General features: G+C 41.0%; 15 protein-coding genes. 4 read left to right on the top strand and 11 right to left on the bottom strand.

The features are described 5' to 3' along the window. Positions 1–163 precede the first annotated feature (163 nt). The 5 genes from NXV01_RS06510 to NXV01_RS06490 all read right to left on the bottom strand — a co-directional run bounded on the left by NXV01_RS06510 (position 164) and on the right by NXV01_RS06490 (position 9518). Positions 164–1360, bottom strand: coding sequence for a glycoside hydrolase family 76 protein (locus NXV01_RS06510; RefSeq protein ID WP_259022017.1), 1197 nt, complete (start codon positions 1358–1360; stop codon positions 164–166). Positions 1361–1467: 107 nt separating this feature from the next. After that, a complete protein-coding gene (locus tag NXV01_RS06505) occupies positions 1468–2274 on the bottom strand; it encodes a DUF3823 domain-containing protein (protein ID WP_259022015.1) in 807 nt (268 codons plus the stop codon). A 41-nt stretch (positions 2275–2315) separates the two neighbouring features. Then, the gene (locus tag NXV01_RS06500) at positions 2316–4370 is read right to left on the bottom strand and encodes a RagB/SusD family nutrient uptake outer membrane protein (protein WP_259022013.1); all 2055 of its coding nucleotides are present in this window, start codon (positions 4368–4370) and stop codon (positions 2316–2318) included. 35 nt (positions 4371–4405) lie between these two features. Then, the gene (locus NXV01_RS06495; RefSeq protein ID WP_259022012.1) at positions 4406–7585 is read right to left on the bottom strand and encodes a TonB-dependent receptor; all 3180 of its coding nucleotides are present in this window, start codon (positions 7583–7585) and stop codon (positions 4406–4408) included. 121 nt (positions 7586–7706) lie between these two features. Beyond that, positions 7707–9518, bottom strand: a complete 1812-nt coding sequence (locus NXV01_RS06490; protein ID WP_259022010.1) for a carboxypeptidase-like regulatory domain-containing protein — start codon at positions 9516–9518, stop codon at positions 7707–7709. Positions 9519–9941: 423 nt separating this feature from the next. Here NXV01_RS06490 and NXV01_RS06485 point away from each other — a divergent pair, with 423 nt between their 5' ends. Further along, a complete protein-coding gene (locus NXV01_RS06485) occupies positions 9942–11717 on the top strand; it encodes a hypothetical protein (RefSeq protein ID WP_259022009.1) in 1776 nt (591 codons plus the stop codon). 29 nt (positions 11718–11746) lie between these two features. Continuing rightward, positions 11747–12484: a hypothetical protein gene (locus NXV01_RS06480; protein WP_259022008.1), complete on the top strand. Its 738-nt coding sequence runs from the start codon at positions 11747–11749 to the stop codon at positions 12482–12484. Between the two features lie 124 nt (positions 12485–12608). On the opposite strand, the gene NXV01_RS06475 is transcribed toward NXV01_RS06480, so the two are convergent. Then, a complete protein-coding gene (locus NXV01_RS06475) occupies positions 12609–13598 on the bottom strand; it encodes a glycoside hydrolase family 43 protein (RefSeq protein WP_195648867.1) in 990 nt (329 codons plus the stop codon). 165 nt (positions 13599–13763) lie between these two features. Here NXV01_RS06475 and NXV01_RS06470 point away from each other — a divergent pair, with 165 nt between their 5' ends. Beyond that, the gene (locus NXV01_RS06470; protein ID WP_167511709.1) at positions 13764–14873 is read left to right on the top strand and encodes a family 43 glycosylhydrolase; all 1110 of its coding nucleotides are present in this window, start codon (positions 13764–13766) and stop codon (positions 14871–14873) included. A 217-nt stretch (positions 14874–15090) separates the two neighbouring features. Further along, entirely contained in the window at positions 15091–16905 is a 1815-nt protein-coding gene (locus tag NXV01_RS06465) for a glycoside hydrolase family 2 protein (RefSeq protein ID WP_259022006.1), read from the top strand. A 105-nt stretch (positions 16906–17010) separates the two neighbouring features. Here NXV01_RS06465 and NXV01_RS06460 read toward each other — a convergent pair whose 3' ends face one another. The 5 genes from NXV01_RS06460 to NXV01_RS06440 form a co-directional block, all read right to left on the bottom strand. After that, complete coding sequence (locus NXV01_RS06460; protein ID WP_148364117.1) at positions 17011–18531, bottom strand: arylsulfatase; 1521 nt, start codon at positions 18529–18531, stop codon at positions 17011–17013. A gap of 531 nt (positions 18532–19062) precedes the next feature. Beyond that, entirely contained in the window at positions 19063–20442 is a 1380-nt protein-coding gene (locus NXV01_RS06455; RefSeq protein ID WP_259022004.1) for a sulfatase, read from the bottom strand. Between the two features lie 34 nt (positions 20443–20476). Beyond that, positions 20477–21853, bottom strand: a complete 1377-nt coding sequence (locus NXV01_RS06450) for an arylsulfatase (protein WP_195648884.1) — start codon at positions 21851–21853, stop codon at positions 20477–20479. A gap of 31 nt (positions 21854–21884) precedes the next feature. Then, positions 21885–23279: a sulfatase gene (locus tag NXV01_RS06445; protein WP_259022002.1), complete on the bottom strand. Its 1395-nt coding sequence runs from the start codon at positions 23277–23279 to the stop codon at positions 21885–21887. A 16-nt stretch (positions 23280–23295) separates the two neighbouring features. Then, positions 23296–24888 carry an arylsulfatase gene (locus tag NXV01_RS06440; RefSeq protein WP_167511710.1) on the bottom strand — a complete coding sequence of 531 codons (1593 nt, stop codon included), beginning with the start codon at positions 24886–24888 and terminating at the stop codon, positions 23296–23298. Between the last annotated feature and the right edge of the window lie 178 nt (positions 24889–25066).

Raw genomic sequence — 25066 nt, 5'->3', positions numbered from 1 at the left:
TTAATAAAAGGGTATTGGAGAATAATTTCCCCTAACGACTTCCTTTGCTTCAAACTAGAAAATCATTTGTACCTTTCAATGAAACACTCAACAAAGGCACAAATGATTATTATAATGAACCTATTGATTTCCCTTTATGCAGGGATTTATAATCAGTGCTTTTTTATTTCCGGTCTTTTACATTCGGAAAAGTCAGCATCAGAGCGGGAATACCAGAAGCTGTATAAGCAGACAGGGGCATTGTTGATAATGGAACTTTTTCGAGGAATTTATTAGTCAGATTACGTTCCTTATCGCGGTTTTTCCAGCCCAGATTGATACTGCGTTCTATGTATTCGGTGTATTGGGTTTGTCCACAATCATTAATCAGGATAGGTATGTATTGGGCTAAAATGGCATTGTAAATACCCATTTCGTCTCCTAATTCTTCTTGAGATGGATTACCTTCCGGTCTTAAAACTTTGTTGGCTGTTGACTTCTTTGCTACAATATAATCCATCGCAGCTTTTGCATGATCCAGATAAGTTTGGTCCTTTGTCTCAAGATAAAGCATTGCTGCAGCACCCATACATGTAGCTTGGTTATAAATAAGCATTGTCCAAGCAGCATCAGCATTTCCATCATGTTTAGAGTCTGCCACCGCGCCTGTTACCGGATTGAATAAATTTTCCGAAGCCCATTTGTAAACGGTTTTTGCTTTTGTCAGATACTCGGAATTGTTTGTAGCCTTGTATAGCTCCATTGCAGCTATGATGGTCGGATAATTAATACATGCCATTTTTCCTGTACGACCGTATTTCCAGTCCCAGTACATACCACCGCTATTCGGGTCGAACGAACCTTTATCTAGTGGATCTCCTCCATCAGCCATCGGTTTTCCATTCCATACTCTATAGAAACCATCTTCTGATATTTTTAGGTATTTATTATCTTTAGTCAACAAGTATGCACGTGCCAATGAACCGACCCACCACATCATATCGTCATACAAATCCCAGTGGGAGTAATCATACCAATCGAATGTGAACTCATTAGAACATCCTTCGAAGTGTTTTTTCATCAGATCCATATATTTATTATCACCTGTGAGTTTGTAGGCATTCATTATCATATCAAACATCGTGGCTTGTGTCCAACCCACAGCAATTTCAGCGCTCCCGCTTCCTGCATCTCTGCGATAGACTTTGCGGGAATCTTGGAATAAGTACTCATTAAATGAGTCGTAAGCTGTAATTACATCGTTGTATGTGAATCCTTGATCATCAGAATTGTTGTTGTCATTGGCATCAGAGTCGGAACACCCGAATAACATAGCCATCAACATCCAACTGAAAACGATTATTGTTTTATTTTTATTCATAACTGTTTTTTTTACTTGAAATTTATGAAAGAGGTTATCCCCGTAAGGATAAGAAGATAACCTCTTTTCAAAATAGGATTGTTTTAATCTAAATGCTACGCCAATAATTACGGAATCAATACTTCCATTGGTTCACTGTAGTTCCATCGACGGGTACTTTCCGTTTCATAGTTTATACGGGCAGCTGCTCGTATAAATACTGTCCGGCCTGACGGTATTGTACCATTGGATTTAATGGTAACTTCTGTTCCAAAAAGAGGTTCAAAGTCTGTTCCAGTGTACTCTATCTTGTTAGACCAGCGATCGTCTCTTGCTCTATATCCCACAGTTGAAGAATAACTTACAAATAGTTGTATATCAGTCATATTCACGAAGTTGTCGTTGTATTTCCCTAGAGGTTCTATCTTTTCTTTGAAAATTTCCTTGCTGACCCCTCTCGTTACTTTGACTTTGGCTGTTATTTTGCCATTGCTGATTGTCGGCTCTCCTACGAATACTATTTTCAAGAAAGGTTCTACTTCAAAACGGACTTTTGTTACGCCTGATATTTCTTTCTCTATCGTTTCATCTGCTAAAGGCACTCCATATTCATCTTCCCGTACTAAGGGTATGAATGGACCATCAATACGGATGTTGTATGTACCTTTGAATAATTTTGTATTCTGGAATGTGCCATCGGGCATACAATAAAAATCAGGGTTGTGCTGAACGTTATCTCCCCAACTAAGTTCGGTCAAGCGTACGCGAATACCTTCACTACCTTGGTCGGTAAGTATTCTTTCTCCTGTAGCTACGTCGATCACTTCACCTTGCAGTGTCTCTCCCGGTTCGTCGTAATTATCAACTTTGAACATATCGCAGGAACCGAAAGTAACCAGTGCACACAATAAAGTACAAAATGTTATCTTTTTCATATTCTATGTTTCTTAATTAGTTTTTTATATCACTTATCTTTTTATCGATTAGGCTGCTGATCAATCACCGGACTCTTAGTCACTTGGTCACCCGGTATCCCGAAGTAGTAGTCGATAGTACTGTAGCTGGCCGTTCTGTTTGAAGCCCACTGAAAACGAGCGTCAAAGAAATACTTACCAGCTTGGGTTGAGAAGAAAGGATATAGTCCACGGAAACGGTATTGGGAATTATTGCTAAACTTACCTTTATCTCTTGTTTCACCCCAGAATCCCTCTCTGTTTTCGTAATGCTGTACACGCCAACGGCGCAAATCCCATTTAGTCTTATGTTCAAAGGCTAATTCTTTACGACGTTCTTTTCGTACGATGTCACGTCCTCCGTCTGTAGCTGTGAGTTTACTCGTCAACAGAGTAGCTCCTGCACGTTCACGGATATCATTTACCGCTTTAGTTGCCAGTTGGAGAAGATCTTCTCCGTCGGGAGAGGTTACTCCGGCCATAGATAATTCTATGGCTGCTTCAGCTGCATTGAGTAGAACTTCGGCATAACGCATCAATATAAAAGGCTGAGCTGATTTTCCTTCGCCTGCCGCGAACGATGGATCAGGATTTAACCATTTACGTCCATAGAATCCGGTCAATGCAGCTTCTCCCTGGTCATAGAACGGACCATTTTCTCCGCCTGCCGTCATATCTTTGCCGTTATATTTTACTACTTCCTGATTTTCCATCTTAGGACTGAGATATAGTGTCTTGGGATTACTGGTATATGCATTTAAGTCTTGGTAGTGAGTATCAGCATTGGCAAAAGAGTAATCATTGAAAAAAGGCTTGATAGGGGTATTTCCGGTATATATTCCCGCTCTGATTTCAATTTCTCTACCTTTAAACATGTCACCGGGGAAGATTACATAAGCACGTAAGCGAGGTTCCGCATTTTTAAAGAAGTCCATCGGTGTGTCAAACATCAGATAGTTGCCATCGGTGTTGGAAGCACCATCAGTCACTTTCATTGTTCCGTCGGCATAATGATCGAAGCCATCAAACAATTCTACAAAATCAAGAGTCGGGCACGTTTCTGATGACAGTGGAGCACGGAAAATTAATGGAGCACTGTAAGCGTCATATCCGTGTGTGATGGTAGGGTAGATGTATTTTCTTACATATATATTTTCAGGACTAGTCAGGTCGCTAAACATATCTACCATATTCTGATATTGAGCTTCTTTATCGTTTGCCGCCCATTTTTTCTTATAAAGATCGTAACCACCATTTATCATCACTTCACGTGCTGATTTATAAGCTTCTGTGAAATATTTCTTGGATGCATTTTCCCATCGACTCTCATCAAATCCGATGACACGCACACCGGTTTTGCGTCCTAGTCCTGTAAGACGTCCCTGAACTTTCTCATTATATTTAGCAACGGACCCTGCATATAGCATCGCTTCGGATTTGAATGCTAATGCGATGTATTTACTTGAATAGCCATCTTTTAACGGTTTGTTACTCAATAATGAAATGGCTGTGTCAAAGTCTGATAACACTTGGTCCCATGTTGCTTCCTCTGATGAACGAGGAACTTCCAGTGTACTTTCGTCAGCCGGATATTGTATTACTTTTGTAACCAGGGGCACGCCACCATAGCGCTTTGCCATCGTGTAAAACACAAAAGCCCTAACAAAATAAGCTTCACCCATATAGTGATTATAAGTAGTACCGGCAAAATTGCCTTCGTATTTTGGCAGGTTTTCAATTAGAAAGTTGGCATCGCGCAACAAAGGAAACGATTTTCCCCAATATTGAGTGTCTTCACCAGTGAAAGTTTTGCAGACGTCATCTCTGCCAACAGCTTCACCTGTGCCTTCAATACCGAACGCACCTAACCAGGAGTTGAAATCAAATCCCCATTTTGCCATATATTTGAAATCCTCAAAAGGCATATTACTGTACATTCGTGCCATATAAATATCCATTCCCGATTCACTTCCTATTAAGTCCTTATCAGTAATGAGATTTTTAGGGGCAATATCCAGATCATTGCAACCACTAAATAACAAGATACTAAACAATGATAATATAAATATCTTTTTCATATAGATAATTTTTAAATTATTTTTTATCCCAAACTTTAGAAAGAAAGAGACATCCCTACTGTATAGGTTTTGTTCAACGGATACATTCTACCCAGATCGTCGTCAGGATGTTCCGGATCGACAAATTTTACACCTGTGATGGTAAACAGATTGTAAGCATTGGCGAATATACGTAGATTCATGGTCGATAGAGCCTTTATTTTAGGTAGGGTATAGCCAATTTCTACACTCTTCAGACGCAAATAAGCTGTGCTGACACGATTGAATTCGGAGTTTCCTCTGGGGTAATGACCTGTATAGCCATAGTGACCGCTAACCCATTGAGTCTTCGGATCGTAGGGATCAGCCGTTGGGTCTGTCGGATGCCAACGATCGAGGAATTGCTCTAAAGCACCTCCGCCATTTTCACCCCATATATTATACAAAGGTTCTTTATATTCCATAGAACCGAGAGCAGAGCCTTGGAATAAGATATTCAAATCGAAATTCTTATAGTTGAAATCCAAGTTCAAACTGTAATTTAACCAAGGTGTCTGATCGAATGCAAAAGGATGCTCGTCTTGTCCATTGATTTCACCATCTCCATTCCAGTCCACATACTTGTAATCTCCGGGAAGTATATCTCTGTCTTTATAAATAGGGTATGACCAGATATCATTCCAATCGGTGTAACGTCCTGCTGCATTATAGCCAAATTGCACGCCTTGGTAACGATTATTTAAATTATCGTTGCGCCATCTGTCATAAGAACTGGACCAAGGACCTTTATCGACTGCAGTCATGTGTTTTCTACGAGTAATGGTACCTATTGCTTTTACCTTATAAGAAAGATCTCCTATTTTATTCCGGTGTGTAAGCTCCAGATCTATACCAAACTGGCGGTCACTGTTAACGTTCTCCAATGGAGCTTCAGCACCTACAACTGTTGGTAAATCACCGCTGCTACGGGCAAACATGTTTTTGCGGCGGCGGTCGAAATAGTCGATTACAAAACCGAATAAACCATCCCATCCCTCAAAGTCTACACCAATGTCGAATGTTCTTGATTCGTACCATGAGATACCTTCATTGGGAAGAGGTTTGGGTGAGGCGGCATAAACGAATTTATCACCGAAAACGAAACCGGGAGCATATTGGTTATAATACCCTTTTTCTGCATTTCCGCTGGTAGCAGGATAATTATATCCTTGTGCCCATTCATAGTTCCAACCATTACTTAAATCATCTCCCAACACACCGTAGCTGGCGCGCAGTTTTAATTGATTTACAAAAGAAAGGGCGGATATTGATTTGAAGAACGGCTCTTCAGAGATACGCCATCCGGCAGATACGGACGGGAAGAATCCCCATTTATGTCCTTTTGCAAATTTGGATGATCCGTCGTAACGGAATTGAGCTTCTAACAGATAACGGCTTCCGTACGCATAATTCACCCTGCCTATCAGAGCGGAATTGGCTTCTTCGTACAAATCAGAGTTACCCGAATACATTCCACCTTGTTGGGCGGTATCTTCGCCTACAAAAAGATATGGAACACTGAAAGCAAGATTACGTTGAGCATAGAAATTATCTCCCTGACGTTTTTGAGTCTCCCAGCCGACTAATCCGCTTATGGAATGCTCTCCAAATGTGCGATTATAATTCAATATCAACTGAGCCAGCGTCTGCTGTTTGTCGTACATTTTTCGGAGGAGGTTGCTCGGAGAACTGTTGTTGTACAATTTTTGAGCATAGGTATCGGTCAAATCATCATAAGCATATTGATAATATTCCTTACGATAACTTTCATTATTGTCCAATCGGTAATCGTAACTGAACAATGCTTTTGCCGACAAACCTTTTAAAACAGGGGTTATCGTTCCAAAATCATAATTGAGTGATGCTGAAGATTGGATGTTTTTCTGTTTGTTCTTTTTGTATCCCGACACGTCGGAAGTCATAAAGGCAACCGTATTATTTTCCAACTCCAATCCTTTGTAATTCAGCATTGTATTTTCCGGATCGGCATATGCCGGATACAATACACCCTGCGACCAATAGTTGCGAATAATGTCGACAGAACTGTAGTAAGGAGAATTTCGTTCATCAAGGAAAGCACTAAGATTGAGTTCAAAAGTCAATCCTTTGAGAATTCTTGTCGAGATGTTAGAACGAATATTATATTTTTCATAATTCAAATCTCCTGATTTAAAGAATCCTTCCTGATAGAAGTAACCCATACCTATATAGTATTGAGTTCTGTCATTTCCTCCTGAAATACTTATATCGTGTTGAGTCTGCGGAGAATGATCTGAAAATATTAATGAATTCCAATCAGTAGCACGACGAGTGCCATTACGGAAAGCTTCGAACTGATCTTCACCGTATATAATATTTCCGCCATCTACTTTATTCATCGCCTTTTCATTATACAGAGTCATTGTTCCATAAGGATCGGCCAGTTTAGGCATATCGGATGGCTGTTGTATAGTAAACGAACCATTGTATGAAACTTTGGTTTTCCCCTCTTTTGATCCTTTTTTGGTGGTTACCAGTACTACGCCATTGGCAGAACGTACACCGTAGATAGCAGCCGAAGCATCTTTCAATACAGAAATATCATCAATATCATTAGCGTTCAAACGCTGGAAGTCTTGCACATCACGGGGAACACCATCAATGATAACCAATGGAGCGTCATATCCACGAATATCGAAGTTGTTGCTATAAGAACCTGGTTCGGCACTTTTCTGCCATACACGTACTCCGGATATTTTACCGGTAAGCATATTCTGGGGATTCTCGTTTTTAGTTTTTAGCAATTCCGTACTTCTCACTCCTGCTATCGAACCGGTAAGGCTCACTTTCTTCTGTACACCATATCCCACAATCACTACATCGCTGAGAGTAATGTCGTTGGATTTCATAGAAACATTGATTTGTGTACGGCCATTTACTTTTTCTTCTATCGGGTTATAGCCTACAAAAGTGAATACTAAAGTAGCATTCGCCGGAGCTTCAATACGATATTGACCATCTATACCGGTTATCGTACCTATGCTTGTATTCTTTATTACAACATTGGCTCCAATTACAGGCTCATTGGTTTCATCTGTAACAATACCTTGAATGGTTTTCTTTTGTGCCCAAGATGAGGAACTCAAAATCAGAAGAAACACCATCAGAATGCAAGTGTACAGGTGCTGCATTCTTTTTGCACGTTGTGTTTTCATCATAATGATAATTATTAAAATTTAGTTATGTTTTTATTCACTCTAAATCGGTTTCCACCCGAATCTTTAACCTGATTAAAAAGGTTGACAGGGAAAAGATTCGAGTAGGAACAGATTCATCTTATTAATTTAATTCGACACTATGGAATACCAGCTTATTCTCATCGCTGCTCTTTTCTCCATTATACACACCTATAGCCAATACTACATTATTGCCGTTGAATTGAGATAAGTCGTATTCGAACTTAGCATAGGAATTCGGATTGTCAGGATTTCCGGCATCATGTTTGAATTTCCAACAACCGCCTTCGGCAGCTGCTGCTTCCCGAGCCGTATTGGATGTGGGTGCTAAGTGAGTGAATGTTCCGTCTTCTTTAACGACAGTAAGCTTGAAGAATGTCCATTGACCACCAAAAGTACGGGTTCTCAATGTTAGTTTGTTATTTCCATCGGCAATTGCAAATTTGGCATAGAAATAGGCCTCAGGTTTATTGATATTAGCAGCTCCGTTACCCGTCGTTTTTATCAGATAGCCTTCACTTGGGAATACTTCGGGGTCTTTTACTGTCGGCATAAATGTCCAGCCATAGGCTATATGATTCACATCTCGCCATGCACGATATGCCCCATAATAATCGTCTCTACCACCTCTAATTGGGCTTATTCCGGTGAATGATTTGGCTGTTTGAACCATTGTTGAGCGGACCATTTCATGAGTTAATTTCCACTCTTCCAAACCACTGATAGAAGTGCCCGGCAACCAGTTCCATCCTTCTACTTTTGTAGGAGCAAAACGAATAGCACGGAGAACCAACTGCTTCCAATAATCGCCTGTTGCGGTACGATAGATTCCGATAGCTATAATGACTTCTTTTCCAACATAATCACTCAAGTCAAAAGTATAATCAGTATAATCGGATGTACCACAGGTCTGGGTTTCTCCTACTTTTACAGCTACAGGTTCTGCTGCAGAAAGATCTACTACTTGTACTCCAAAATATGCTGGAGCCTTGTCATCTGCATTGTGGGTGCGGACTCTCAATGACAGTATCTTATTATCTTCCGTGATTTTCTTGCTACCATAAGTATAAGAGTCAAATGCGTCCAAATTAGCCGGATTCTTTTGTTCATTACCAGTATTTCTGATTCTTAAAGTTGTACCCTCCGACTGTTCTTCCATATTACCCCAGAAACTCAAAGTACACATATAGTCTGTTGACCAGTCCCAATGAGGATAACTGTCGCCATTTCGTCCGCCCCTGTATTCATTATAAAGCCATTTGTCCGCTTCCTTCAAGTCATCGGCCGTTAAGCCCGGTAATACTTCTACTCCACCCAGACGAATATCGAGAGTGGCTACCTTATCTGCGAACTGATCTTTCTTAATATCCCTTGAAACCGCTACATAATTCGTTTTGCTAAATGTAATAGAATAATTGTCGACAATAAGGCTTTCGAATAAGTATTTACCTTCATTGTCGGTCGTTGTAGCCAATGAGCCTAGTTTCACAGTTACGCCTGCAAGAGGAGCATTGTTATTTTTGGCGTCAGTGACAGTACCCATCACTTTAGCATCTGCACTTAACATTTGAATGTTAATAGAGGCTATTTTATTAGCATCGAATTTGCCGGCCAAAACTGTTGCACTGGTAGTCAGATAATCTTTTTTAGTGAATGTAATAGCACGCTTATCCATAGGAACATTGGGAAAAGAATATTTTCCGTCAGCACCGGTTGTTGTAGAACCCTCAACATCAGAGATGGTAACTGCAACACCACCAATTGGCGTGTTGTTTTCATCAGTAACAATACCTGTTACAGTACCGTAGTCGAACTTTGTAGAGTCATCGTCGTCGCTACACGAACTAACTGCGAACGCGATGGTTCCCAGTAGCATAAAGAGCGTGAACGTTCGTAAGTTTTTCATTAGTTTCATACGCAATTCAAAATGTTTTTTTTTGTTTTCCATAATTCATAATTAAATATTTATGTGTGTATTACAAGGGTTAGAACAGTCAAGCATGTTTTAGGCCATAGATCTATTGGACTTAATAATTCGTTTTCATCTTTTGGTTTTATATCCGTCATGGTTCGTTTGGTTATTTCTGGCAAAAAAAGAGTACGACGGTTAAATTATGGGTTAAAATGCGGTTATTAATCAGAAAAATGCATTAATCCCGGCCATTTTACAGGGAATATTTTATGGTCGTTTGGAGGATGACTAATCATCGGATAATTGGAAAAGGTATAGAGACATGTTTAAAAAAAAAGAATATTAAAAGGATTAAAACTATTATATGTGGGACTTTTTATGTAAGTTTGTATTTAATTATTTGATTGAATACACAAATTAAAATATATGAAACCGATAATTTATTATACTATGATAAGTCTGTCCTTCCTATCAACTGCTTTATATGGGCAAGGGCTGGAGTTTAAAGGGAATGATTATCCTATTGATGAGCGTACATTTTATAGTGTTTTCGGTGATACACCTATTCCGTTTTCGGACAAATTTACTATAAGCTTTGATATGTCATTAACCCGACCGTCTCGTTTAGGCTATATAGTCAGGATCAAGAGCGAAGATAATAGCAAAATCTATAATTTATCTTATTACAATGATGGCACATTCTCTGTGTTCAAATTAAATGAAGAGGGCAAGAACAGTCTCATTGCCGCTAAATTTGAAACTAAAGAGCTGGTTGTATCTCGTTGGTTTCCCATTTCAATAGAATTTGAGCCACACAAAGGTTCTTTATGTCTAACCATCAAACGGCAACAGTTTTTTGCTAATAATCTTAACTTGCCTACCAAATGGACTCCAGATATTTATTTTGGAAAGAGTGATTATATGATTGATGTGCCAACCTTTTCGATAAAGGGACTAACTGTCTCTGATAATAAACAGCAATATAATTTCCCTTTAAAGGAAAGTGAGGGGGAGGAAGTCCACACTCTTGAAGGTAAAGTATTCGGGCGTGTTAGTAATCCGATATGGCTCATCAATGAATCTTATAATTGGGATTATAAGCGAAAGTTTACGTCTTCTAGTGTAGCAGGCTACAATTTTGATGCCCTTGCAGACAATATCTATATATTTAATAAGGATACTCTAATTACGTATAATTTGTATTCGGGTGATGTGAGATACGATACTTTTACGAATGAGTGTCCCATGGATATTTTTTTAGGAACAAATTTCCTAGATGGTAAGACTAATAAACTTTATGTGTATGAAGCTCAAGCAGAGGTTGCAGGTAAACCAACCATCGCAACCCTTGATCTATACACCAAAGAGTGGTCTATAATGAGTTATGAAAGTTTGCCTATGCAGCTACACCATCATAGTGCTGCCTATGATCAGACAAATGAACGACATTTCATATTCGGAGGTTTTGGAGATATATACTATAGTAAAGAGCTATATATGTATAATTATAATAAAAACAGGCAGGATGCGGTAGCCTTGAAAGGGAAACAGATAGCCCCCCGATATTTCTCATCCATGGGATATCGTGAGGATAATAATTCTCTCTATATATACGGCGGTATGGGGAATGAATCGGGAGAACAGATTGTAGGACGTCAATATTTTTATGATTTACACAAGGTTAACTTGAGTAATCATACAATCTCTAAGCAATGGGAAATTCCATGGAATAAAGAAAACGTTGTTCCTGTAAGAGAAATGGTTATCCAAGATGATTCATGCTTTTATACGCTTTGCTATCCGGAACATTTTTCTGATACTTATCTCAAACTATATCGTTTCGCATTCAAGGACGGAGCTTTCCAGATATTGGGTGATTCTATACCGATACATTCAGAAAAAATAAAGACTAAGGCTAATTTATATTATAGTGATAAACTCAATAAACTTTTTGCAGTGGTACAGGAGTTTAATGATGATGATATATCTTCAGGCATCAAAATATATTCATTGGCTTTTCCTCCGATAAGTAGTGAATTATTGAGTATATACAAACCTCACAACAGCGATAAAAAATTTACTTATCAACTATTGATAACATTACTTATATTATCGTTTATAGCAATTGTATTTGCTCTGTTTTTTTTCTTAAACGTCGTTCTCATAAAAAACAAGGAGAAAATGATAAAAAAAACGTTATAAATTCAGTAAATGTGAAGCAGCCCACTACCTTGGAACAAAATCCAGTCAAAGCCAATAGTGTTTATTTGTTTGGAGAGTTTATGGTGCGTGACAGGCAAAATAAAGATATAACCTATATGTTTAGTACTAAATTGAAACAGGTGTTCTTATCAATTCTTCAATATAGTCATAAAGGAGGTATTTCATCGCAGAGATTGAGTGAATTGTTCTGGCCCGGTAAATCAGAAGATAAGGTGAAAAACTCACGTGGGGTTACTATTAATCATGTAAGAGGGATATTAAAAGAAATTGATGGAGTTGAACTGATACATGATAAAGGTTTGTTCAGGATTGAATACACTGATGAATTTTATTGTGATTATCTTGCTTGTGTCAAACTTTTAATGACAAATAATACGGGAGGGCATGAGACAGAGCTACTAAGAATCGTGTCTCGAGGCAAGTTCCTTCGTTCAATTGATATGCCGGAGTTTGATTCTTTTAAAGGAAGTCTTGAACAGAAATTAGAACCGATATTATTGATTGAAATCGAAAATTGTTTCAAGAAAGAAGCGTATAAAATAGTTGTTGCACTTTGTGAGAGTTTATTTTATATTGATCCTATCAATGATGAAGCTCTTTGTTATGCAATTCAGTCTCTAACAAAAATGAATATGGTAAATGAGGCAAAAGTGCAATACTTGCAGTTCTGTGTTGAATATATGAATACAATAAATAAAGAATACACTTACTCCTTTATGGATTTACAAAAGAGGAATATGAGCTAGTTTTCAGTAGCTATATCGACAATTGTGATATATTGAATTTATAAGGACAAAAATAAAACAATAAATCAAAAAAAGCCCATCTTTATTAAAATATTAATTACCGATGGGCTGAACTTTTCAGATTTTACTTCAATGGGCTGGCTTCTACTCCCTCGAAAGTCATCTTTATGGGTTTTATTTTTCCGTCTTTATCAAAAATCATGCGATCAATACAGGTCACACGAGCGTTTCCATCCGTTTCACCTAATGGATGGCGATGATAAATGATGTACCATTCGTCCGCTCCCGGACCTTTCACTACAGAATGATGACCGGCACCCGTTCCAATATTGGGATCTCGCTGTAAGATTTTTGCTTCTCTTTTAAAAGGTCCGAATGGTGAGTCGGCAATCGCATAGGCTACGCAATAATCCGGTCCGGTCCAACCGCCTTCCGACCACATAAAATAGTATTTACCGTTACGTTTTAACATGAAAGGTCCCTCTACATATTTTTCGGGAGTTACTTCCTTATAGATGGTACCATCCTCAAACGGTACGATACTCAACAAGTCCGGAGCCAGCTTCACCATATTGCAATGTCCCCAGCCACCATAATACATATAATACTGTCCGTCATCATCTTTGTAAACAAACTGATCGATCGGCTGTGCACCATTTACAAATTTATCAATCAGAGGTTTGCCCAGTGCATCCTTAAATGGTCCGGCAGGATTGTCGGCTACAGCCACACCGATACCTCCCAGCTCGTTATTACTTTGAATATCATTCGCACCGAAGAATATATAATATTTGTCATTCGCATGAACCACAGCAGGTGCCCATAAAGCACGTCTAAACCAACTTATATTCTCTTTCGACAACACTTTCGGGTGTTTTGTCCAGTTCACCAAGTCTTTAGACGAGAAAGCATCCATGAAGGTTTGTTCGTCATAAGGCGCCGAATACGTAGGGTAAATCCAGTATTCATCTCCAAACACAATTCCTTCCGGATCGGCATACCAGCCCGGAAATACAGGATTGCCACTTGTCTTTGGTTGCTGACCGGCCTTTTGCCCAAATACAGACAGGGAACAACAAATAATACAGAAAAGAATAAGATGTTTTAGTTTCATATAATATCAATTTTAAAGTTCGTGCTACAAAGATGAGAAAAAACGAATAGAAAATTCAATAATTATGAACCAATTAAGGATAAATACTAACCAATCTGCAAAAAAAAGATGATTTATCAAGATTTTGTGCTTTCTTTGCAGTGTCATTATAAAATGAAAAATACCATGAAAAGCGGAATCTCATTACTAACTGTACTTTTAGTCATTATTTGTGCATCTTGCCAACCCAAGAAGAAAACAGAGCCGGAAAAGGAAACGATAACAGGAGATACCTATACGAATCCGTTGCGCGAAAAAGGAGCAGAACCATGGGGTGTTTTTCACGAAGGGAAATATTACTACACACAAGGTTCCGAAAGCAGGATCATACTTTGGGAAACGAGTGATATAACAAACTTGGATGACAGTCTTAAAAAACCGGTATGGATACCGACAGACCCTAGTAATTCGCACCATTTATGGGCCCCCGAGCTACATCGGATCAATAATAAATGGTATATCTATTTTGCGGCAGATGACGGTAACATGGACAATCACCAGATTTATGTAATTGAGAACGAGGCTGCCACTCCTACAGAGGGAAAGTTTGTCATGAAAGGCCGAATACCGACTGACAAAGATAACAACTGGGCGATTCATGCAAGCACTTTTGAACATAACGGACAACATTATATGATCTGGTGCGGATGGCAAAAACGAAGAATCGACAGTGAGACACAGTGCATTTACATCGCTTCCATGGAAAATCCATGGACTCTTTCTTCCGATAGAGTCCTGATTTCCAAACCTGAATATGAATGGGAATGTCAATGGGTCAATCCTGATGGCAGTAAAACGGCCTATCCGATTCATGTGAACGAGGCACCTCATTTTTTCCAACCGAAGAATAAAGACAAAGTTTGCATTTTTTATTCTGCCAGTGGTAGCTGGACGCCTTATTATTGTGTAGGATTACTAACAGCAGACGCCAATGCTGACCTGCTGGATCCCGCTTCCTGGAAGAAACATCCGACCCCTGTATTTCAGCAGGAGCCGAAAAACGAAGTTTTTGGTCCCGGCGGCAGTTCTTTCATTCCTTCACCGGATGGAAAAGAATGTTATATGCTTTATCATGCCCGCCAGATTCCCAACGACGCTCCGGGTGCAATGGACTCACGTACTCCCCGCTTACAAAAAATGGAGTGGGACAAAGACGGAATGCCTGTACTGGGTGTTCCGGACAAAGCCGGAACGAAACTCCCCAAACCATCAGGAACAAAAACTGCTGACAAATAACAAAAAAACGATTGTTCAACAAAGAAAAAAACTGACCACTACTTCCGGTATTTATCATCAAAAGTAACTTTATAGGAGACTTTATATAGAAAAAGAAGAGATTTTGCTGTTTTTTGAACGGCAAGTTTCCTTTATTCTCTTTAAATTCCACTTTCTTTGCAATGTTCCTTCTTATGGAATTTATATCTAATAACTAATTATAATGTATACCATGAACATGAAAAAGAATTTTCTAACAATGCTACTTGCATTGGCTCTATGCAGTTCGACTTTTGCTCAATGGAAACCTGCCGGTGACAAAATCAAGACATCGTGGGGAGAACAGCTCGATCCTAAAAATGTATTGCCGGAATATCCGCGTCCTATCATGGAACGTAGTGACTGGAAAAACCTGAACGGGCTTTGGAAATATGCAATCACAAAGAAGGGAACTCCTGCACCTGCTGCTTACCAGGGTGACATTCTGGTTCCTTTTGCTGTAGAATCGTCTTTATCAGGCGTAGGCAAAATGATAAACGAGAAAGAGGAACTGTGGTACCAACGCACTTTCGACGTTCCTTCCAACTGGCGTGGCAAACAAGTCCTGTTGCACTTCGGAGCAGTAGACTGGAAAGCAGAAGTTTGGGTGAATGACGTAAAGGTAGGTGAACACACAGGCGGATTTACCCCTTTCTATTTCGATATCACTTCCGTACTTAATAAAGGCAATAATGATCTGGTAGTAAAAGTATGGGACCCTTCAGATCGTGGCGAACAACCCAGAGGAAAACAAATAGCAAACCCTCATGGCATTTGGTACACTCCGGTTACAGGTATCTGGCAAACAGTGTGGTTGGAACCGGTGGCAACACAATACATCGCTAATCTGAAAACTACTCCTAATATTGATAATAACTCTGTTAAGGTAGAAGTTGCTGCCAACACAACTTCTGCTGACAAAGTGGAAGTAAAAGTATTCGACGGCAAGAACCTTGTAGCCAAAGGTGCAGCGTTGAACGGAGTACCCGTTGAACTGGCAATGCCTGCTAATGCTAAACTGTGGTCTCCGGACTCTCCCTTCCTTTACAATATGGAAGTGACTCTGTATAAAGACGGAAAAGCAATCGACCAAGTAAAGAGCTATACTGCTATGCGTAAATATTCTACCCGCAAGGGTCCGAATGGTATCACTCGCCTGCAGTTGAACAACAAAGATTATTTCCAATTCGGTCCGCTCGACCAGGGATGGTGGCCTGATGGTTTATATACTGCACCGACAGACGAAGCTTTGGTTTACGACTTGAAGAAAACAAAAGACTTCGGCTACAACATGGTACGTAAACACGTTAAGGTAGAACCTGCACGCTGGTACACTCATTGCGACCAGTTGGGATTGATCGTATGGCAAGATATGCCGAACGGTGGTCCCAGCCCACAGTGGCAAGCACGTAACTATTTCAACGGTACAGAAGTGATTCGCTCTGCTGCTTCCGAAGCTAACTACCGCAAAGAGTGGAAAGAAATCATCGACTGTCTGTACTCTTATCCGAGTATCGCTGTATGGGTACCTTTCAATGAAGCATGGGGCCAATTCAAAACTCCGGAAATCGTAGCGTGGACCAAAGAATACGATCCTAGCCGACTGGTGAATCCTGCCAGTGGTGGTAATCACTACACTTGTGGCGATATTCTCGACCTTCACCACTATCCGGGCCCAAACATGTTCCTTTACGATCCGAGACGTGCTACCGTATTGGGTGAGTACGGAGGTATCGGCCTTGTAGTAGAAGGAAACACTTGGGTGAATGACAAGAAAAACTGGGGTTATGTGAAGTTCAATACATCGGACGAAGTAACCAACGAATACATCAAATATGGCAGACATCTGTTGGAATTGATCCAGAAAGGATTCTCTGCTGCCGTATATACTCAGACAACAGACGTAGAAGGTGAAATCAACGGTCTGCTCACTTACGACCGTAAAGTAATCAAAATGGATGAAGCTAAAATCAGGGAAATCAACCAGAAAATCTGTAACTCTCTGAATAAATAATAATTAGAATAATACTCTTTTCCTTGTTGAATTTAAAAACAGCACCTCTGAAGGTCTATATTCAGGGGGGCTGTTTTTTTATGTTTTCATTTTTTCCCGATGGGCTTACTCTTCTTCCTGCATGAAGATCTTTACCTGATTCCAGCTATTCTCCGTATCATTCGATACTTTCTCACCGGGTGTAGAGCGTCCTTCTTCCAGATATTTCTTCATAGTCCGTTTCATCTCTTTCACCTCATTCTCATAACGTTTATCACCGATGATATTTTCTTTTTCCGAAGGATCTTTCACGATATCAAACAATTGCATCGGAGGGAACTTAGCTACATCAACCGGTTTAACGGGATATGTCCACCCACCGGAGCCTCCGTAAAATACCAGTTTCAGTTGGGAAGTACGTAAAGACAGATACCCCTCTCCTGCCTCATGCACCAAGTCTTTGCGGGTGGAAGTGCCTTTCTTACTCAATATCGGCCACATACTGTAACTGTCGACGGCTTCTTCCGTCTCCAAATTGTGGTTAAGCATTTCGGCAAAGGTAGCATAAAAGTCAATCAACGAAACCAGAGAGTTATTTGTCTCTTTCCCGTATTTACCTTTCCAGGAGACAATAAGCGGTATTCTGTGACCGCCTTCATAAATATCACTCTTATAGCCTTTGTAGATATAACTGGGGAAATGCCCCTGTCTTTCCATATCTTTGACGCCTATATAGGCAGCACAGCCATTGTCCGAAGCAAATACGATGATGGTGTTATCCAGTTGTTTATTCTTCTTCAATGTTTCTACAATTTGGCGCACCATGTCGTCTATCATGACTACAAAATCACCATAGGGACCGATGCTGGTTTTACCCTGAAATTCTTTCGAAGGCAATATAGGTGTGTGGGGAGCAGTAATAGGCAAATATAAGAAGAACGGTTTCTTACTGCCTTTCTGCTCATTGATATAGTTCAGGCTGTGACGGATGATGTTGGGAAAACATTCTTCCGGTTTGAAGTCAGCTCCTGCCATTCCTCCGTGCATCAGTAAAGCCAGGTTCTTTTTCTGGGGTTCTATCACATGATCGGGGATAGAGGTTGCCTTATTGTTTTCCACGTAAACATAGGGAGAAATATCCAGTGATGCAGGGATGCCGAAGTAATAGTCAAATCCTCTGTCGGTAGGTCCGTTCTTGATCGGGAGCGAGAAATCGATATCTTTCATGCTTCTACCGTTGTCCGTATATCCCCAGTCCCAGCCTAAATGCCATTTGCCGATACAAGCGGTATTGTATCCGTTGGCTGAAAACATTTGTGCGATGGTGCGACGTTCAGGGTCGATCATAGCAGGTGAATCACCATTAAGACCGCCTCGTTTCAGTTTGGTACGCCACGGATATCTTCCGGTCAGGAGAGAATATCTGGAAGGAGTGGATAAAGCAGAGGAAGCATGGGCATCCGTAAAGGCAATTCCGTGCCCGGCCAGTTTGTCGATGTTAGGAGTATGGATTTTAGATTCGGGATTGAAGGCGGAGATGTCTCCGTAACCTAAATCGTCAGCCAATATAAACACGATATTGGGTGTTTGCGCCCTTACAGCAGTTACTGCAAAAAGTGCAGAAGAGATTGTGATTAGTTTATTCATATATATAATGTATTAAAACCGTAGTTAATAGGTGATATCGCCTATGCCTTCATGTTTTCCAAGCGGCATGCCCGTATTATCCTACTGCCATCTCTTTCGTTCCACTCCAGTGAACGCCCCCTTCCACTCCAGTAAACAGGTCTGTGCACTCTAGTAAACAGTTTGTGCCACTCTAGTGGAACGATGCAGATGCTTTATCAATAACAAGGCAAGAACGAATGGAAAACAGGAGGACATCAGGTTGTTTGAACGGAAAATGCTCTTCATCTGTTTTCAATGTAGGCGTTTACAGTACCCATCATCCGTGCAATTTCGATGAGAAGTGTATGAGAAATGATTGAAAAACGTATGAGAGAAAGCCCTTTTTCCGTTAAAATATCTATAAAAAGTATGAGAGATGCCTGTTTTAAAAACATCTCTCATACTATATACATTTAATTACAAGCTTATTATCGAGATTTTATGAGAAATGAGAAATAAAAAAAATAAAATCTCTTTCAGAGAGCAAATAACGATAGCATTGTTGGAATGCTATGCATTGGCTGCTTTCTTCTGCCTGTTCTTAGGGGTGCGTGGCTGGTCTTTATCAGCTCCGGTATCATTTTGCTGCTTCATCCATTTCTGCAGTTCCATCGTCAGTTCAGCTTTCTTCTTACTATATTTCTTCATATCCGCCAGATTATTCATCTCGAACGGATCTTTCTTGATATCATATAGCTCGAATTCAGGACGATTCTTGTAACGGTTCAATATTTTATGTGCCTGATCCGACTCCTGTGCTTTCCAGGAGAGATACCATTCTGCCTTTTCAATATGTTTTTCCACGTATGTTTCTTCCGGAGTCAGATTCCAGATCAAGCGATAGTGTCCGTCTGAAATGGAGCGAATCGGATAGGCCGGACCCTCGGGAACATTGTTGTGAACATGATAAGCATATTTATGGTGTGTCTTCGTTTTCCCCTGAAACACACCCAGCAAGCTCTTTCCGTCTATCACGTCAGGAATTTCTCCGCCTGCAACATCGATGAACGTAGGAAGAAGATCCTCATATTGAACAATGGCAGAAGTTTCCACACCCGGTTTAATGACACCCGGCCAGGAAGCAACCATCGCCGACTTGACCCCTGCACTCCAATTCGTCCATTTAGCTCCGGCAAATTGCGTACCTTGTTCGGAGATGAAAATGACAAGCGTGTTCTGCAGCAGATTCTTATCTTTCAGAATCTGCATAGCGTCACCCACCTGCTGATCGAGCAAACCGACTTCAGCCAAATATCTGGCATAGTATTCACGCGTTACTTCCGTATCAATAAATTGTGGCGGCAATTGAAGTTTCTTCCGGTCGAAGACGGAAGCGTCACCACCCGTCCAGGGAGCATGCGAGTTGATAGAAGCCAATACCAGACAGAAAGGTTGGGAAGCATCACGCTCCATAAACTTTTCGATACCTTTGGTATGATAGTCAGTGTTTGTACTTGTACATCCTTCAGGAAATCCCGGTACTTTCTCGAAGGGGAAGTTAGCCAAAGGCCTGATATGCCATTTCCCGGCTAATCCTACCCGATAGCCAAGTTCCCCTAGATAAGTGGGAAGAGACTTTACATCAGCATTGACCGCACTATGGTTTGCATAACCACCATGATGCATCGGATACATACCTGTATACACACAATGCCGGGTAGGCGTACTCATCGAAACGGAGTTATACGCATTGTTGAATTTGATCCCCTGCTCCGCCAGTGCGTCTATATGAGGTGTCTTGTTGTTTACAGCCCCGAAACAGCCTATATCATAATAGGAGCAGTCGTCGGCTATGATTAATAGAATATTAGGTTTCGAAGGAGTTTGGGCAAACCCATTCCCTATCGCCAATCCGCCTAAAAGGCACATGCTAATCATTGATTTTTCCATCTTGTATTATTTTCAATTCATAGGGTTAACAGATTCAACGTACTACTTTCCATTCTTTAGGAGCCTTGAATCCGTCACGGCCTTTACCGTATGGAACCTCCGGTATACAAGGAGTGATGGTGTCATATTTCAAGGCAACCTGATACAGGGCCTTCACAATCTTCTCGTTTCCTGCACTGGCATTTTTCTTTTCATAAGGATCTGTTTTATAATCAACCAGAAAATCCTGTTTCAAATCAAGTCCCGGTTTCATGCCTTTTCTGATCAGTTTATAGTCTTTATTGACTACAGCGCCGTGTCCCAGATAGAAATCGCGGTCGATGCAGCTCTTCTTACCATTCAATACAGGGAGTATGCTGATACCATCATATTCACGTTTCGGACGACTGTTATCTCCTACCAGTTCTTTCAATGTGGGAACAAGGTCAACAAAACCTGTCACCTGCGAACTCAAGTTCTTATACTGTTTCTCTGCTTTCTTCCAATAGAGAACAGCCGGAGCGTGCACGCCTCCATCCCACTCGTCGAATTTATGCCCACGCAATGGTCCTGATGAGGATCCCGGAACGCCGGCAGTACCGTTATCGCTAAAGAAGATAAAGAAAGTGTTGTCCATTATTCCTTTCTTCTTCAAGGCATCTACGATAGCTCCGATTCCTCTGTCCATACAGGAAACCATTGCACTATAAGTCACCTTTTTCTGTTCCTTCGGTGTCAGACTGTCGAAGTTATCACAATAAAGTTTAATATCTTTTTCCTGTGCTTGCAGCGGAGTGTGAGGCGCATTATAAGCTACATACAACATAAACGGACCTTCTTTCTCATAAGCATCGATGCAACGGATAGCTTCTTTGGTTATCAGTTCGGTAGAATATCCCTTGTCATGACAAGTTTCCCAATCGTTGTGCCAATCCAATTCGCCCTCACGCGTAAGGTCGAAATAATCTATTGCACCGTTCAGGTGACCGTAGAAATGCGAAAAGCCCCTATTCATCGGATAATGCACTTTCTTCGTATGTCCCAAATGCCACTTACCGATAATGGCTCTGTTCTTATATCCGTTGCGTGCCAACATATCGGCCATCGTTTCTTCATTCTCGTCCAGACCGTCTTCACGCCAAGGCGGAATAACAGCCGAACGAACACCAAAGCGGTTCGGGTAACGTCCCGTCATCAGTCCCGCACGGGTAGGCGTACTGATAGGAGAGGTATAGAAACGTTCGAGCTCCACTCCTTCTCCAACCAGAGCATCCAGACAGGGAGTCTTGATTTCACTTCCATGAAATCCGACATCTCCCCAACCTAAATCGTCGGCCAATACAATCACAATATTAGGACGCTCTGTCTGTGCATGAAGAAATGCCGGAAGCAGAGTACATCCACAAAGCAAACCAAAAAATTCTTTTTTCATGATATACGATTTATTAATAACATTCTGTGTTTCATTCGTTTGATATGTGACGGCTTATTTTTTTCTTTCCCGGCATGTGTTCGAAGGCACGCATCTCGGTAGCTTGTCCTTCGTCTCCACAATCCTTCATCCATCGTTTCAATTCTTTATCCAGCCGGCTGATGGTAGAGGCTTGTCCCGCATCTTCCGCCAAGTTTTTCATACAATACGGATCATTCTTCACATCGTACAGTTCGATAGCAGGGCGATGCTGGTATCTGGTCGTCATAGCTTTCGCATGACTATCCGTTTCCGCCAGACTTTTCCACTCCTTGAATAAAGGAGAACTCGTCATAACATTCTGAAAAGTAGCTTCCGGAGTGAGATTGACAATATATCTGTACCGACCGTCGTATACCGAACGGATTCCGTAATACGGCGATCCGGCATTGATACCTCTCGTGGTCTGAAGGGAGAAAGAATATTTTTTATGTTCCTTCTTTTTGCCTGTCAACACCGGTTTGAAGCTTTCTCCATCCATTTTCGCCTGCGGCTTTCCTCCTGCTATGTCGACAAAGGTAGGAACAATATCGACGTATTCCACCAATGCATCACTCACGCTTGCCGGCTTAATCACTCCCGGCCAGCGGACGATACACGCAGAATGTACTCCCGCATCATAACAAGTCCATTTGGCAAAAGGCAGGCTGTTGCCTTGTTCGCTCAAATATACGACAACAGATTTATCTGTCATTTTTTCCTGATCCAGAATAGAAAGGACGTTGCCAAACTCCTGATCCATAAAATTGATTTCTGCCAGATAACGAGTAAACTGCTTGCGTGTTTGGGGAATATCCACATACATAGGGGGTAAGGTTAGTTTATCTGCATTAAACTGCGAAGCGTCTCCTTTATTCCAGGGAGTATGCGGTTGATTGGAAGCAACAAACAGACAAAAAGGGTCTCCTTTTGCTTTGCAATCGGAAACAAATTTCTGAATCGCTTCAAAATTCAAATCTCCTCCTTTCAAAGAAGGTACATAAAGGTCGAAAGGAAATACTGATTCCGGAGCGATATGCGATTTCCCGATCAATGCTACTTTATAGCCCAATGGCTGCAGATGATGCACGACACTCAATGTTCCTTCATCGGCACAAGTATGATTGGGATAAGCCCCGCTACGTACAGGCCATAAACCTGTATATAAATTATGGCGGGTAGGTGATGACATCGGGACAGCCTGATAGGCTTGTGTGAAACGTACTCCCTGGGTAGCGAAACGGTCGATATTCGGAGTTTTCGAATCAACACTTCCATAACAGCCCAGATCATAATGGGAACAGTCGTCGGCTATAAACAACACAAAGTTCGGTTTTTCCGTTTGCTGTGCATATGCCAGGCTGGTAGCACCCAATGCAACGGATGCGCTCAATAGCAATTTATTCATTTTGTGTTCCTCCTAATTATTTCTTCGGATGTTTAGGCAATACAAAGTTAGCATTCGCCCATTTCTCCCATTCGGTAACCAGTTTCGTCAATACTTCAGGGTGCTGTTCTGCCAGATTGTTACGTTCGGTGCGGTCTTTAACCACGTCATACAGTTCCCATTCTTTTCCTTTTTCGTCGCGGATCGCTTTCCAGTTGCCCCAGCGGATCGCTCTGTTGTTTTGATGTTCCCAGTACATATATTCGTGCAAAGAGTCTGTTTTCTTTTGAATAGCAGGGAAAAGACTGCTTCCTACCAATGGATATATTTTGTTTCCACCGTGATAAGTTTCCGGGTAAGCGGCTCCTGTCGCTTCCAGAATAGTCGGCATAATGTCCGGCAAATAACCGGGAACACGACACCATTCACCTTTTTTATTCTTCAGATTGTTTTTCCACGACACGATGAGAGGGGTAGAAATACCTCCTTCATAAGAACGGCATTTGTATTTGCGGAACGGAGTATTGGAAACCTGTGCCCATGCCCTTCCATAAGAAGGGAATACGCTACAAGCCGGGTCGTTGATCTCTGACACTTTTCCGCCTCCTAATTCTGCATAAGGTTCGGCACAAGCACCATTGTCGGACAGGAACATGACAAGCGTATTGTCCAGTTTATGATTCTTCTTCAGGTAATCCAGCAATTTTCCTACATTATAATCTACACAATGCACCTGTGCTGCATAAACAGCCATCCGATAGGCTACTTTATCTTTCTCCTGCTCCGTCAATTCATCCCATTTCCGGTTTTCCCATTCGGCGAATTCTGTGCTCGAGTCAATAATTCCCATTTTAGTCATCCGTTTCCGTCTTGCTTCACGAATTTCATCCCATCCTTTTTCACGATAGATCTTTGTGAATTTCTGAATGTCTTCCTCTTTCGCCTGCAACGGCCAGTGAGGAGCATTAAAAGCCAGATAAAGGAAGAAAGGTTTATCGTCTTTCTGTTCATCAACAAAGCGGATGGCATAATCAGTAAATGCATCCGTTGTATAATAAGGCGCTTCCGGAGTCGGAAGTTTGGTGTTATCTAGCGTCAACCCGCGTCCTCCTGATGGTCGTAGATAACTGCAAGCTCCTGCCAGGATACCGTAGAAACGTTCAAATCCCCGTTGTAAAGGCCATTTTTCTTCTCCATGCATTCCCAGATGCCATTTACCAGCCATATAAGTATGGTAGCCTCCTTCTTTCAAGACCTCGGCTATTGTGACACAGTTCCGGTTCAGGAATCCTTTATATCCCGGCACTCCCCAGTCGTTCGGACTCTTTTGATTCTCTTGCTTAAACGGATCTTCGGACATTTGCCCGATGCCCGCCTGATGCTGATATAGTCCTGTCATTAAACTGGCCCGGGCGGGGCAAGAACGTGAAGTGTTGTAAAATTGGGTGAAGCGTACTCCTTTGGATGCCAACGCATCAATATTAGGGGTCAGTATTTCTCCACCGTAGCAGCCGATATCGGAATAACCCATATCATCTACCATAATCAGTACGACGTTCGGCTTTTCCTGTGCCGAACAAAACGATGCCATCAGTAAGGGGGCAGTCATTAAGAAATTCTTCTTTACCATAGTATTATCAATTATCTGGAAAACAAAAGTAGAGAAGTTTATGCAAAAGGAAGGAAAAATGCTAATCAATAAAGAACAAAATCAGGTATATGTGATACTAAACAGGCATACAACACGCTCCTGTACTTTTATTTCTATCATGAATAGTTTTTTTCCTTTATTGAACAATATGTTTTCT

Source organism: Bacteroides sp. BFG-606 (assembly GCF_024788145.1).
Taxonomy (GTDB): Bacteria; Bacteroidota; Bacteroidia; order Bacteroidales; family Bacteroidaceae; genus Bacteroides; species Bacteroides vicugnae.
The sequence above is the reverse complement of the archived record's forward strand: the minus strand, read 5'-3'. Positions and strand labels throughout refer to the sequence as shown.